The organism is Streptomyces sp. NPDC060035, assembly GCF_042736635.1.
In the GTDB taxonomy this organism is placed as follows: domain Bacteria; phylum Actinomycetota; class Actinomycetes; order Streptomycetales; family Streptomycetaceae; genus Streptomyces.
In genome coordinates, this window is the sequence record NZ_JBHWVO010000029.1 from 35,470 (window position 1) to 47,938 (window position 12,469).

A 12,469-nucleotide genomic window follows, 5' to 3' on the forward strand; every position below is an offset into this window, starting at 1 on the left:
ACCGGCTTTTTGGGCAACCGGTAAGGCTGCGCTACGACGAAACGTCAGCGCGCGACCTTGCCGGCCTTGATGCACGAGGTGCAGACGTTGAGCCGCTTCGGCGTCCGACCGACCACGGCACGCACGCGCTGGATGTTGGGATTCCAGCGACGGGACGTACGGCGGTGCGAGTGCGAAATACTGTTGCCGAAGCTCGGCCCCTTGCCGCAAACGTCGCAGTTGGCAGCCACGGGTCACTCCAAAGACTTCAGGTGCACTTACAGTGAATTCCGGCGCGCCGGAATCATTTGACTGAAGTGGCGGTACCGGAGGAATGGCCCGACTCTCGCCGGGCAACCGAAGCAGCATACAACGCCTGCTTCGGAGATACGAAACTACCATGGCTCGCCGGTCCGTCCGCCCGCCCCTGTCCGGGCCCGGTACGCCGGGCGAGGGCTACTCTGCGGTGCAGCCCGCCCCCCACGGCCGCCTCAAGGAGGACCACACGGTGCCGCAGTCCCCCGACGATCTGGATGCCGTCGCGGTGCGCACCTGGTGCTCACTGGCGCTGGAAGCCCTGGGCCGCGAGCGCGAGGCGATCGACGCGATCAACGTCTATCCCGTCGCCGACGGGGACACCGGCACCAACCTGTATCTGACCGTGGAGTCGGCGGCGGCAGCCGTCGAAGCGGTCTTCGCGGCCCATGAGACCGGCTCCACCGTGCCCGCCGTCGGCGATGCCGTACGGGCGATGGCGCACGGCGCTCTGATCGGCGCCCGGGGGAACTCCGGCACGATCCTGGCCCAGCTGCTGCGCGGCATGGCGGGAGTGCTCGCCGAGGCGAGTGACGCGGATCACCTGCGTACCGCCCTTGCCGAGGCCGCCGCCGCTGCCCGCCGGGCCGTCGCCCACCCCGTGGAGGGCACCGTGCTGACCGTCGCCACCGCAGCCGCCGAAGCCGCCGGGGCCACCGCGGGGACCGCAGGACCCACGGCCGTGCTCGACGCCGCGTACGAAGGCGCGCGCACGGCACTGGCCGCGACCCCCGGACAGCTCGCCGTCCTCGGCCGGGCGGGCGTCGTGGACGCGGGCGGACAAGGCCTCGTGACCGTGCTCGGGGCGCTGCTCGAAGCGGTCGGCGGGCAGGCCCCGGCGCGCGCGCCGCGGGTGGCCCCCGACGCCCTGCCCCCGACCGGCGACTGCGCCCAGGCGGACCCGGACGGCGGCCCCGCCTTCGAGGTGATCTACCTGCTGGAGGCCGAGGACGACGCCGTCGGCCGGCTCCGGGGCCGGCTGGACGCGCTCGGGGACTCGCTCGTCGTGGTCGGCGGCGACGGCCTGTGGAACGTCCACGTCCATGTCGACGACGCCGGGGCCGCCGTGGAGGCGGGGGTCGAGGCGGGCCGGCCGTACCGGATCCGGATCACGCACTTCGCCGCCGACCGGATCCGCACCCACCGCGAACCCGCCCAGCGCGGCGTCGTCGTGGTGGTCCCCGGCGACGGGCTCTCGGGCCTGTGCGCGGAGGCCGGGGCGACCACGGTGCTGGCGCGTCCCGGCGAGCCGCCGGCCAGCGGCGAACTGGTCGACGCGATCCGCCGGGCCCACGCCCGCGAGGTGGTCCTGCTGCCCAACGACGCCCAACTGCGCCACACCGCCGCGGCAGCCGCCGAACAGGCCAGGGCCGAGGGCGTCCGTGTCGCCCTGATCCCCACCCGTGCCGCCGTCCAGGGCATCGCCGCACTCGCCGTCCACGAACCGGACCGCAGCTTCGACGAGGACGTGGTGGCGATGACCGCGGCGGCCGGCGCCACCCGGTACGCCGAACTGGCCGTCGCCGAACGTCAGTCGTGGACCATGGCCGGCATCTGCCAGACGGGCGACATCCTCGGCCTGATCGACGGGGACGTCGCCGTCATCGGCGAGGACGTCCCCGGCACGGCCCGGACCGTCCTGGACCGGATGCTGTCGGCGGGCGGCGAACTGGTCACGCTGGTCCTGGGCGAGGGCGTCCCCGACGCCCTGGCCGAGGCCCTGCAGGAGCACGTCCGCGAGGGCTATCTGGCCGTGGACACGGTGATCTACCGGGGCGGCCACCAGGCGGCACCCCTGCTGATCGGCGTCGAGTAGCCGCCCCGGTGCGGCGCCCGGCGACATTTGTCGGTGCCGTGGTGTGCAATGGATCGCGTGTCCGCGTTCGATGAATCCCTCAAGAAGCTGCTCGGCGGAGCCACCGCGAAGGTGATGGCCGAGCACCTCGACCTGCACACGGTCGGTGACCTGCTGCACCACTACCCCCGGCGCTACGAGGAGCGGGGCCGTCTCACGGCGCTCACCGAGCTCCCGCTGGACGAGCATGTGACGGTCGTCGCACAGGTCGCCGACGCGCGGGTCATGATGTTCAACAACGGCCGCGGCAAGCGCCTCGAAGTCACCCTCACCGACGGCAGCGGCAGACTCCAGCTGGTCTTCTTCGGACACGGCGTCCACAAACCGCACCAGGAGCTGCTCCCCGGCCGTCGCGCGATGTTCGCGGGCAAGGTCTCCGTCTTCAACCGGAAGATGCAGCTCGCCCACCCCACGTACCAACTCCTCGACGCCCACGACGAGGACGAGGCGACCGACGCCGTCGACGCCTTCGCCGGGCAGCTGCTGCCGATCTACCCCGCCTGCAAGCAGCTCGACTCCTGGCGGATCGCCAAGGCCGTCGACACCGTCCTGCCGAGCGCCCAGGAGGCCGTCGACCCGCTGCCCGCAACGCTCCGGGAAGGGCGCGGATTCGTCCCGCTGCCCGAGGCACTGCTCAAGATCCACCGTCCGCACACCAAGGCGGACATCGCGGCCGCTCGGGAGCGGCTGAAGTGGGACGAGGCCTTCATCCTCCAGGTCGCGCTCGCCCGCCGCCGTTACGCGGACACCCAACTCCCGGCGGTGGCCCGCAGATCCGTCCCCGACGGACTGCTCGACGCCTTCGACGCCAAGCTGCCCTTCACGCTCACCGACGGTCAGCAGAAGGTCACCGGAGAGATCTTCGGCGACCTGGCGACTGAGCACCCGATGCACCGCCTCCTCCAGGGCGAGGTCGGCTCGGGCAAAGCACAGCCGCTCGACGCGCTGGTTCTGACCCCCGAGGGCTACAAGCCCATGGGGACCGTCGTGCAGGGCGACGAGGTAGTGGTTCCCACGGGGGAAGTTGCCGCAGTCGACGGGGTCTTTCCCCAGGGAGAGCGGGATGTCTGGCGGCTTGTTCTGTCCGACGACACGGTGGTCGAAGCCGACGACGAGCATCTGTGGATCGTCGGGACCAGTTGTGCCTGGGCCCGGGGGGAAACGGCCAAGGTGATGACGACCCGCGAGATCAGGATGGACACGTGCACGGCAGAGGGGTCGTCCAAGTGGTATCTCCCGTCCGCCGCACCGGCGGATCTCGCATCGGGGTCGGAACCGCCCCTCGACCCCTATGTGTTCGGATTGCTGCTCGGGGCCGGCTCGTTCCGTCACAACCTGCGTCTGTCCACGGCCGACGACGAGATCCTGACGGCAGCGCGATCCGCACTGGGACCGGACTGCGAGCTGGTACCCGTGCCAGGTACGACGTGTGACTACACCATCCGGATGACGGGGCCGAGGGGCGGATTGCGAAGGAACCCGGCCATCGACGTGCTGCGTGCGCTGAATCTGTGGGGGGCCACGTCGCACCACAAATTCATCCCACCAGTATTCAAGAACACGACGATCAAGCATCGGCTTGCTGTCCTGCAAGGGCTCATGGACACGGACGGGACCGTGGACGCTCAAGGGATGTGTGTTTCGTTCTCCTCGGCCTCGCGGCGGTTGGCCGACGACGTGGCCTGGCTCGTTCGTTCACTCGGTGGGCGTGCCAGGGTGCATCCGAAACAGGCGGCCTTCAACGTATCGATCGCCCTGCCTGCCGAGTACGTGCCGTTCCGGCTCACTCGCAAGGCCTCACGCATGCGGACCCGGCCGAAATACAACAGGTTCGGGCGTGGAATTCGCTCGGTCGAGTATGTCGGGCGAAAGCCGGTCCAGTGCATCAGCGTCGCGCACCCGAGTCACGCGTACGTCACCGATCACTTCACGGTCACCCACAACACGATGGTCGCCCTGCGCGCGATGCTCACCGTCGTCGACGCGGGGGGCCAGGCCGCGATGCTGGCACCCACCGAGGTACTCGCCCAGCAGCACCACCGGTCCATCACCGAGATGATGGGCGAACTCGCGGAGGGCGGCATGCTCGGCGGCTCCGACCGGGGCACCAAAGTGGTACTGCTCACCGGGTCCATGGGCGTCCCGGCCCGCCGTCAGGCGCTGCTCGACCTGGTCACCGGCGAGGCCGGGATCGTGATCGGTACGCATGCGCTGATCGAGGACAAGGTGCAGTTCCACGACCTCGGTCTGGTCGTCGTCGACGAACAGCACCGCTTCGGCGTCGAACAGCGTGACGCGCTGCGCTCCAAGGGCAAGCAGCCGCCGCATCTGCTGGTCATGACCGCCACACCCATTCCCCGTACGGTCGCGATGACCGTCTTCGGGGACCTGGAGACCTCCGTCCTGGACCAGCTCCCGGCCGGCCGCTCACCCATCGCCAGCCATGTCGTCCCCGCCAAGGACAAGCCGCACTTCCTCAGCCGTGCCTGGGAACGCGTCCGCGAGGAAGTGGAGAACGGCCATCAGGCGTACGTGGTGTGCCCCCGCATCGGGGACGACGCGGAGGAGGCCGCGGAGAAGAAGAAGGGGAGGAAGCAGGCCGTTCCCGAGGACGACGCCGAGAAGCGTCCGCCGCTCGCTGTGCTGGAGATCGCCGAACAGCTCGGCAAGGGTCCGCTCACCGGCCTCCGGATCGAGGTGCTGCACGGCAGGATGCACCCCGACGACAAGGACGACGTGATGCGCCGGTTCGCCGCCGGTCAGGTCGACGTCCTGGTCGCCACCACCGTCATCGAGGTCGGGGTGAACGTCCCGAACGCCACGGCGATGGTGATCATGGACGCCGACCGCTTCGGCGTCTCCCAGCTGCACCAGCTGCGAGGCCGCGTCGGGCGAGGCTCGGCCCCCGGCCTCTGCCTGCTGGTCAGTGAGGCCCATGAGGCGAGCCCCGCCCGGGGCAGGCTCTCCGCCGTCGCCGCCACTCTCGACGGCTTCGAGCTCTCCCGGATCGACCTCGAACAACGTCGCGAGGGCGATGTCCTCGGCCAGGCCCAGTCCGGCGTCCGCTCCTCCCTGCGGGTGCTCAGCGTCATCGACGACGAGGAGGTCATCGCGGCCGCCCGCGACGAGGCCGTCCGCGTCGTCGCGGCCGACCCTGCGCTGGAGCGGCTCCCGGAACTGCGCACCGCGCTGGACGCGCTCCTGGACAAGGACCGGGAGGAGTACCTCGACAAGGGGTGACCAGGGCCGGATCCGCCCCGACGCCATATCGTGGGGGCACGGCACGCGTTCCGTCCTGTGTGCTGCCCGCGACCCGAGGACCAGACACCCATGACCCGCGTGATCGCCGGCTCGGCCGGCGGACGCCGCCTGGCCGTCCCGCCCGGCACCGGCACCCGCCCCACGTCCGACCGTGCGCGCGAAGGCCTGTTCTCCACCTGGGAAGCGTTCCTGGGCACCCTCGAAGGCATCCGTATCGCCGATCTCTACGCGGGCTCCGGCGCCGTTGGCCTCGAGGCGCTCTCCCGCGGTGCGGTCCACGCGCTGCTCGTCGAGGCCGACGCCAAGGCCGTGCGTACCGTCCGTGACAACGTCCGCACCCTTGGTCTGCCCGGCGCCGAAGTCCGTGCAGGCAAAGCGGAACAGATCGTGACAGGGCAGGCGCCGGCGGACCCCTATGACGTGGTTTTCCTCGACCCTCCGTACGCCGTCACCGATGGCGATCTTGGCGAGATACTGCTCACACTCCGTGCTCAGGGGTGGCTCAGCGACGATGCTCTCGTCACGGTGGAGCGGAGCACCAGAGGCGGCGAATTCAGCTGGCCGACGGGATTCGAGCCACTGCGGGCCCGTCGCTACGGCGAGGGAACGCTTTGGTACGGTCGCGCCGCCTCTACGTGCGAAGACGCACGATGACCGCATCGGAGAGCGAGGGAAACACGTTGCGCCGCGCCGTCTGTCCGGGGTCCTTCGACCCCATCACCAACGGACATCTCGACATCATTGGCCGAGCCTCGAAGCTGTACGACGTCGTGCACGTCGCGGTGATGATCAACCAGTCCAAGAACGGCCTGTTCACGGTCGAGGAGCGGATCGAGATGATCCGCGAGGTCACCGCGGACTTCGGCAACGTCGAGGTCGAGTCCTTCCACGGCCTGCTGGTCGACTTCTGCAAGCAGCGTGACATCCCGGCGATCGTGAAGGGCCTGCGGGCCGTCAGCGACTTCGACTACGAGCTGCAGATGGCCCAGATGAACAACGGGCTCTCCGGGGTCGAGACACTCTTCGTGCCGACCAACCCCACCTACAGTTTCCTGTCGTCCTCCCTGGTCAAGGAGGTGGCGACCTGGGGTGGCGATGTCTCGCACCTGCTGCCGCCGCCCGTCCATGAGGCCCTCGTGGAGCGTCTCGGTCAGAAGTGATGTGCTGACCGTCCGTCACCAGGTGTCGGACGGGAGGCGACTGGCCTTACAGTCGTCCCGTCCGTCTCCAACAGCAGCAGAGAGTGGCGAGCACACGGTGGACGTGCAGAAGAAGCTCGACGAGATCGTCGAAACGGTCGGGAACGCCCGCGCCATGCCCATGTCGGCGTCCTGTGTGATCAACCGCGCCGAGCTGCTCGCGATGCTCGAAGAGGTGCGCGAGGCGCTGCCCGGCTCGCTGGCCCACGCCGAGGAGCTCATCGGCGGCCGTGAGCAGCTCGTGGAGCAGGCCAGGCAGGAGGCCGAGCGGATCATCGAGTCGGCCCATGCCCAGCGCGGCTCGCTGATCTCCGACACCGAGATCGCGCGGCGGTCCCAGGCCGAGGCCGACCGGATCCTCTCCGAGGCCCGCAGGGAGGCCGATGAGGTCCGCGGCGAGGCCGACGAGTACGTCGACAGCAAGCTCGCCAACTTCGAGGTCGTCCTCACCAAGACCATCGGTTCCGTCGACCGCGGCCGGGAGAAGCTCCTGGGCCGCAGCGAAGGGCTCGACGAGCAGGGCTACGAGGACCCGGACTTCGCCGAGGCGCCCGAGCGCAGCGCCGACCCCGAGACGCTCAGGCGGCGCGCGGACGACTACGTCGACACCAAGCTCGGCGCCTTCGAGGCAGTGCTCGCCAAGACTCTGGAAGCCGTCGGCCGGGGCCGGCAGAAACTGCACGGCCGGGTCGCCACCGACGACCTCGGCGCGCACATGGCGGCCCAGGACGCCGCGGGCGGCCACCAGCGCACCAGCGACGAGGACCACTGGGCGGGCCTGGCCGAGCTCGCCACCCCCCAGCCGCAGCACACACCCCAGCAGCCCCTCTACGCGGAGCCCGCACAGCCGGGCTACGCGCCGGTGGCGGACTACCGGGACGGCGCGGTACCGGACTACCAGGACCCCTCGCAGGCGGGCTTCCCGGTGCAGGCCCAGCCGGAGCCGCAGTACGCGCAGACGTACGCCTACCAGGACCAGCCGGTCCAGCAGGACGGCTACGGCTACCAGCAGCAGCCGGACCCGTACGCCGCCTACCAGCAGCAGGGCTACGACCAGAGCGGGCTCCAGGCGCAGCCCCAGCAGGAGTACGGCTGGCCGCAGCAGGCCCAGGCCCCCCTGCCGCAGGGCGAGAGCGCGCTCGACGAGACCAGCCTCTTCGACACCAGCATGATCGACCTGGAGCAGCTGCGCCGGTACGAACAGGGGCGCTGACCGGATCGCGCCGGCGGCAGACCGGACCGGATTGGGAGCTGGGCGGTACGTCCAGTATCCTGGTTGTTCGGTCGCGCGTATGCCGCGATCCCGGCTGCCCTCTTCCTCTCCGGAATCGGGGCGGTCCCTCCGGAAGCTGAACATTGCACATGATTTCGAAAGCAGGAAAAGCCCTGAACGGTCACCTCGACCACCGCAACCCCCTCGTGTTCGATACGCGCGAGCTGGGTCGGCGTCCCGGTGCCCTGAAGCGGCTGCCCCGCTCGGTGGAAGCGCCGAAGGACCTCGGTATCGACGGGGTCATCGGTGTGCCGGAGAAGGCGCCCGTGGCGCTGGACCTCCGCCTCGAATCGGTCATGGAAGGGGTGCTCGTCACAGGCACCGCCCGTGCAACGGCCGAGGGGGAGTGCGTAAGGTGTCTGGAGCCGGTGCGCCTTGAGATCGCAGCGGACTTCCAGGAAATGTTCTCGTACCCTGACGCCGATGACCGGAACCGCAGCAGGACCGCGGACCCGGTCGACGACGCCGAGGACGACGAGGACAGGTTCTTCCTCGAGGACGGCTTGTTCGACCTCGAGTCTGTGCTGCGTGATGCGGTGGTGCTCGCACTGCCGATGCAGCCGGTGTGCAAGGAGACCTGTGCCGGTCTGTGTTCCGAATGCGGAATCAGGCTGGACGAGAATCCGGGCCACCACCACGATGCCGTCGACGCACGTTGGGCGGCACTGCAAGGACTCGCCGAGACCGTTCAGGACGGCGAGAAGGACAACATGGGCGGCGCCGAACCTGGCGTCGACGAGAAGCAGGAGAAGTAGCCGTGGCTGTTCCGAAGCGGAAGATGTCGCGCAGCAACACGCGCCACCGCCGGTCGCAGTGGAAGGCTGCGGTCCCCACCCTGGTTTCGTGCGAGCGTTGCCAGGAGCCGAAGCTCCAGCACATTGCGTGCCCGAGCTGCGGCACCTACAACAAGCGCCAGGTCCTCGAGGTCTGAGCGGCTGGTGAGAGGCCCGATGTCTGAGTTGTCCAGCGCCAAGAAGCAGGCAGACAACGTCAACACAGCCTCGTCCCACACGCTTCTGGAAGGGCGGCTCGGGTACCACCTCGAGTCCGCCCTTCTGGTGCGTGCGTTGACCCACCGTTCGTACGCATACGAGAACGGCGGTCTGCCCACCAACGAGCGGCTCGAATTCCTCGGGGATTCGGTGCTCGGACTGGTGGTCACGGACACGCTGTACCGCACCCACCCCGACCTGCCCGAAGGCCAGCTGGCCAAGTTGCGGGCCGCGGTGGTCAACTCGCGTGCACTTGCGGAAGTGGGCCGCGGCCTCGAACTCGGCTCCTTCATCCGGCTCGGCCGCGGTGAAGAGGGCACGGGTGGCCGGGACAAGGCTTCCATCCTCGCCGACACCCTTGAAGCGGTGATCGGCGCCGTCTATCTGGACCAGGGCCTCAGTGTGGCCTCGGAGCTGGTACACCGGCTCTTCGACCCGCTGATCGACAGGTCCTCGAACCTCGGAGCCGGCCTGGACTGGAAGACCAGTCTCCAGGAGCTCACCGCGAGCGAGAGCCTCGGAGTTCCCGAGTACCTCGTCACGGAGACCGGCCCCGATCACGAGAAGACCTTCACTGCTGCTGCTCGCGTCGGTGGTGTCTCGTACGGCACCGGCACCGGCCGTAGCAAGAAGGAAGCGGAGCAGCAGGCGGCAGAATCCGCCTGGCGTGAGATCAGCGCCGCCGCAGAAGCACGGGAGACGGCAGAGAAGACCGCTGCCGATGCAGGGGTCACCGAACCTCCTGCCGACCCGTCGCCGAACACGGACGCCGCTCCGGCCTGAACCATCCGACAGCCCCTCGGTGCCTGGCGCACCGGGGGGTTTTCGCTGTCTTGCGCCGTCTTGCGTCATGTCTTCGAAGGAGCGCCGCCGTGCCCGAACTGCCCGAGGTCGAAGTCGTACGGCGCGGTCTGGAGCGCTGGGTCACCGGGCGGACCGTCGACGAGGTCGAGGTCCTGCACCCGCGTGCGGTCCGCAGACACCTCGCGGGCGGGCCGGACTTCGCCGCCCGGCTGACGGGTCTGCGCTTCGGCACGGCGATGCGCCGCGGCAAGTACCTCTGGGTGCCGCTGGAGGAGGTGTCCTCCTCGCTGCTCGGTCACCTCGGCATGAGCGGCCAACTGCTGGTGCAGCCGGGGGAGGCTCCCGACGAGAAGCATCTGCGGATCAGGATCCGCTTCGACGACACTCTCGGCACCGAGCTGCGCTTCGTCGACCAGCGCACCTTCGGCGGACTCTCGCTCCACGAGAACACCCCCGAGGGTCTGCCCGATGTCATCGCGCACATCGCCCGCGACCCCCTGGACCCGGCCTTCGACGACGCCGCGTTCCACACGGCGCTGCGCCTGCGCCGTACGACGGTCAAACGCGCCCTGCTGGACCAGTCCCTGATCAGCGGGGTCGGCAACATCTACGCGGACGAGGCGCTCTGGCGCAGCCGGCTGCACTACGAGCGGCCCACCGCGACCCTGACCCGGCCGAAGTCGGCGGAGCTGCTGGGCCATGTCCGGGCCGTGATGCACGAGGCGCTCGATCAGGGCGGCACCAGCTTCGACAGCCTCTATGTCAACGTGAACGGCGAGTCCGGCTACTTCGACCGGTCGCTCGACGCGTACGGACGGGAGGACGAGCCGTGTCACCGCTGCGGCACGCCGATGCGCCGTCGCCCCTGGATGAACCGCTCCAGCTACTTCTGCCCGCGCTGCCAGCGTCCGCCGCGCACGGCGTGAGGCTCAGGCTCCGTGTGCACCGTCGTAGTGCCCGCGCGCATCGAGTACCTCGGGCATCCGGCCCTGCACGAGCCGGATGAGTGCCAGCAACTGTCCGGTGACCTCGCGGCCGAGGGGCGTCAGTTCGTAGTCGACGCGCGGGGGATTGGTGGGCTGGGCCTCCCTGTGCACCAGACCGTCGCGCTCCAGGGCGTGCAATGTCTGGGAGAGCATCTTCTCGCTGATGCCGTCGATCCGACGGCGCAGTTCGTTGAAGCGGACGCTGCCCCCGTACAGGGCGCCCAGCGTCAGACTGCCCCAGCGGCCCGTGACGTGCTCCAGCATCTCGCGCGAGGGGCAGTTCCGGGAGAACACGTCGAACGGCACTTCGGTTCCGTCGCGCATGGAGTCCGTCTCTGCCTCGCCCACGTCTGTGCCGCCCGCGTCTGTCCCGCCCATGGCAGTCAGCTTACGCGTGTGCAGCGCTCACTCGTGGTGAGCGCTGCACACGCGTAAGGCGGTCGTGGCGAGCTCAGAAGCCGAAGAACTGAGGCCCAGAGCCCGAGCCCTGCGTAACCTGGCCGCTCCATCGTTCTGACCGGCGGTGGAGCGGTCGTCAGTGGTGAACGTTGGTCGTTGCTGGCGCCCCTCGGACGGCCCCAGGACGGCCCAGGCCACGGCAGTGCGGAAGGGGTGTAGTGACGGGCGCCCGGTATGGCTAGGGTTGACTGGCAGACACCATGGGGGGCGCATGGACGAGTTTAGAGACCTGGCGGATCGCGTCGCGAGAATCGCCGTTACGGCTGCGATTGAAAGCAATCGACTAGATGACTGGATGCGTAGCAGCATCGTCATCAGCTTTTGCCTCCAGCGCGTCACTGACTTCGTCGGGGAGCCAGGGGGGGTAATGCTGCAGCTTGAGCATGCTCGATCGAAGGCTAGCCGCCAGCAGGCTGACATTGACATGACCATCAAGCGGGTCAGCGACCTGCTCTTGCCACTACTCAATGCTGGCCGAGGCATTTACCGTGCAGAGGATATTGCCCTCGAAATTGACGTAATGGAGCGCGTTCTCGGTCAAACTCCTACTTACGACCCGGAACTCGCATGGGCTGAAGCCTGGAGGGAAGTTCGCGCAGCGCAGCGCGCACTCCCTGCGGGCCTCCGAGACTTCTTCATCGATGACCCGGAGGGGCACAGCGCTGACGTTGCCGCGCCCGCAGCAGACGCCTTGAATCACGCCTTGGCCCGCCTGTTTCTCCGGCTTGGACCGCCTCCCACCCCCTCGGACAACGACTATGTGCCGGTGGGCGGCGGCGGCGACGGAGGGGTGCGAGCATGAGCCTCGAAGATCAATCCGCTCAGCTCCCGGGTGTTCGCAGCACTGATCCGATTCTGTCCGCTGGGCTCGGGATCGCCGCCCAGTGGGGCGCAGCGCTCGGCGGGCCTGAGCAGCTCCAGGTCGCGTTGAAAGCACTTGAACCGCAACTGCGACGAGAGCACGAGCTGAGTAAGCTCCGAATCGACCTACAGGAAGCTGACTCGGCTCGGAAGGCGGCCGCGGAGGAAGCCGAGGCGCAACGCCGCGAACTGGCGACCGAGGCAGAGAATGAGCGCGGAGCTCGCGAGAAAATAGACGCCCGCAACCATAAGTACCGCATGCGGCTGCTGCACTCCGCGGTCGCTCTTTCGGTCCTCATGCTCGGCGGTGGGCTGTACGCGATGCCGACGAACGGTTGGATCGCCGGCGCGCTGTGTGGTCCGAGTCTGCTGTCCCTGCTGCGGATCTTTGTGTTGCGGCGTAGCACAGATGCTGATGTGCGAGAGGCTGGCCGGTCCGCACGCGGGGCCGGCAACGCACCTCCGCCCCCTCTGGTCTGACCGCC

Annotated in this window: 13 protein-coding genes; 11 read left to right on the plus strand and 2 right to left on the minus strand. The window is 68.9% G+C overall.

Features of this window, described 5'->3' with window-relative positions:
* Positions 1-44: 44 nt before the first annotated feature.
* On the minus strand, positions 45-230 hold the full coding sequence (gene rpmB / locus ACFWBQ_RS32385; protein WP_003965989.1) for a 50S ribosomal protein L28: 186 nt from the start codon (positions 228-230) through the stop codon (positions 45-47).
* Between the two features lie 257 nt (positions 231-487).
* Here rpmB and ACFWBQ_RS32390 point away from each other — a divergent pair, with 257 nt between their 5' ends.
* From ACFWBQ_RS32390 to mutM, 9 genes are all read left to right on the plus strand, one after another.
* Positions 488-2,110, plus strand: coding sequence for a DAK2 domain-containing protein (locus tag ACFWBQ_RS32390; RefSeq protein ID WP_385505359.1), 1,623 nt, complete (start codon positions 488-490; stop codon positions 2,108-2,110).
* Between the two features lie 48 nt (positions 2,111-2,158).
* The gene (locus ACFWBQ_RS32395; RefSeq protein ID WP_385505177.1) at positions 2,159-5,389 is read left to right on the plus strand and encodes a helicase-related protein; all 3,231 of its coding nucleotides are present in this window, start codon (positions 2,159-2,161) and stop codon (positions 5,387-5,389) included.
* A 90-nt stretch (positions 5,390-5,479) separates the two neighbouring features.
* Positions 5,480-6,064: a 16S rRNA (guanine(966)-N(2))-methyltransferase RsmD gene (gene rsmD, locus ACFWBQ_RS32400; protein ID WP_385505182.1), complete on the plus strand. Its 585-nt coding sequence runs from the start codon at positions 5,480-5,482 to the stop codon at positions 6,062-6,064.
* A gap of 26 nt (positions 6,065-6,090) precedes the next feature.
* Positions 6,091-6,570 (plus strand): pantetheine-phosphate adenylyltransferase, encoded by a 480-nt coding sequence (coaD, locus tag ACFWBQ_RS32405; protein ID WP_385505364.1) that lies wholly within the window; start codon positions 6,091-6,093, stop codon positions 6,568-6,570.
* Between the two features lie 97 nt (positions 6,571-6,667).
* Positions 6,668-7,822 (plus strand): cell division initiation protein, encoded by a 1,155-nt coding sequence (locus ACFWBQ_RS32410; protein WP_385505185.1) that lies wholly within the window; start codon positions 6,668-6,670, stop codon positions 7,820-7,822.
* 149 nt (positions 7,823-7,971) lie between these two features.
* Entirely contained in the window at positions 7,972-8,637 is a 666-nt protein-coding gene (locus ACFWBQ_RS32415; protein ID WP_385505188.1) for a YceD family protein, read from the plus strand.
* Positions 8,638-8,639: 2 nt separating this feature from the next.
* Complete coding sequence (gene rpmF / locus ACFWBQ_RS32420; RefSeq protein ID WP_003965982.1) at positions 8,640-8,813, plus strand: 50S ribosomal protein L32; 174 nt, start codon at positions 8,640-8,642, stop codon at positions 8,811-8,813.
* Positions 8,814-8,832: 19 nt separating this feature from the next.
* A complete protein-coding gene (gene rnc / locus ACFWBQ_RS32425; RefSeq protein ID WP_385505192.1) occupies positions 8,833-9,657 on the plus strand; it encodes a ribonuclease III in 825 nt (274 codons plus the stop codon).
* 89 nt (positions 9,658-9,746) lie between these two features.
* Positions 9,747-10,604 carry a bifunctional DNA-formamidopyrimidine glycosylase/DNA-(apurinic or apyrimidinic site) lyase gene (gene mutM, locus ACFWBQ_RS32430; RefSeq protein ID WP_385505197.1) on the plus strand — a complete coding sequence of 286 codons (858 nt, stop codon included), beginning with the start codon at positions 9,747-9,749 and terminating at the stop codon, positions 10,602-10,604.
* Positions 10,605-10,607: 3 nt separating this feature from the next.
* On the opposite strand, the gene ACFWBQ_RS32435 is transcribed toward mutM, so the two are convergent.
* Complete coding sequence (locus tag ACFWBQ_RS32435) at positions 10,608-10,988, minus strand: winged helix-turn-helix transcriptional regulator (protein ID WP_385505367.1); 381 nt, start codon at positions 10,986-10,988, stop codon at positions 10,608-10,610.
* Positions 10,989-11,334: 346 nt separating this feature from the next.
* Between ACFWBQ_RS32435 and ACFWBQ_RS32440 the strand changes: the two genes are divergently transcribed.
* Both ACFWBQ_RS32440 and ACFWBQ_RS32445 read left to right on the plus strand, forming a co-directional pair.
* Positions 11,335-11,925 (plus strand): hypothetical protein, encoded by a 591-nt coding sequence (locus ACFWBQ_RS32440; protein ID WP_385505200.1) that lies wholly within the window; start codon positions 11,335-11,337, stop codon positions 11,923-11,925.
* Complete coding sequence (locus tag ACFWBQ_RS32445) at positions 11,922-12,464, plus strand: hypothetical protein (RefSeq protein ID WP_385505203.1); 543 nt, start codon at positions 11,922-11,924, stop codon at positions 12,462-12,464. The genes ACFWBQ_RS32440 and ACFWBQ_RS32445 overlap by 4 nt, the downstream gene beginning before the upstream one ends.
* The last annotated feature ends 5 nt before the right edge of the window (positions 12,465-12,469 follow it).

What these genes read in the sequence shown, in the direction of transcription:
- ACFWBQ_RS32395 (WP_385505177.1), top strand. Translation starts at nt 2,159, where the DNA reads ATGGATCGCGTGTCCGCGTTCGATGAATCCCTCAAGAAGCTGCTCGGC.
- rsmD (WP_385505182.1), top strand. Translation starts at nt 5,480, where the DNA reads ATGACCCGCGTGATCGCCGGCTCGGCCGGCGGACGCCGCCTGGCCGTC.
- ACFWBQ_RS32415 (WP_385505188.1), top strand. Translation starts at nt 7,972, where the DNA reads ATGATTTCGAAAGCAGGAAAAGCCCTGAACGGTCACCTCGACCACCGC.
- rnc (WP_385505192.1), top strand. Translation starts at nt 8,833, where the DNA reads ATGTCTGAGTTGTCCAGCGCCAAGAAGCAGGCAGACAACGTCAACACA.
- ACFWBQ_RS32435 (WP_385505367.1), bottom strand. Translation starts at nt 10,988, where the DNA reads ATGCGCGACGGAACCGAAGTGCCGTTCGACGTGTTCTCCCGGAACTGC.
- ACFWBQ_RS32440 (WP_385505200.1), top strand. Translation starts at nt 11,335, where the DNA reads ATGGACGAGTTTAGAGACCTGGCGGATCGCGTCGCGAGAATCGCCGTT.
- ACFWBQ_RS32445 (WP_385505203.1), top strand. Translation starts at nt 11,922, where the DNA reads ATGAGCCTCGAAGATCAATCCGCTCAGCTCCCGGGTGTTCGCAGCACT.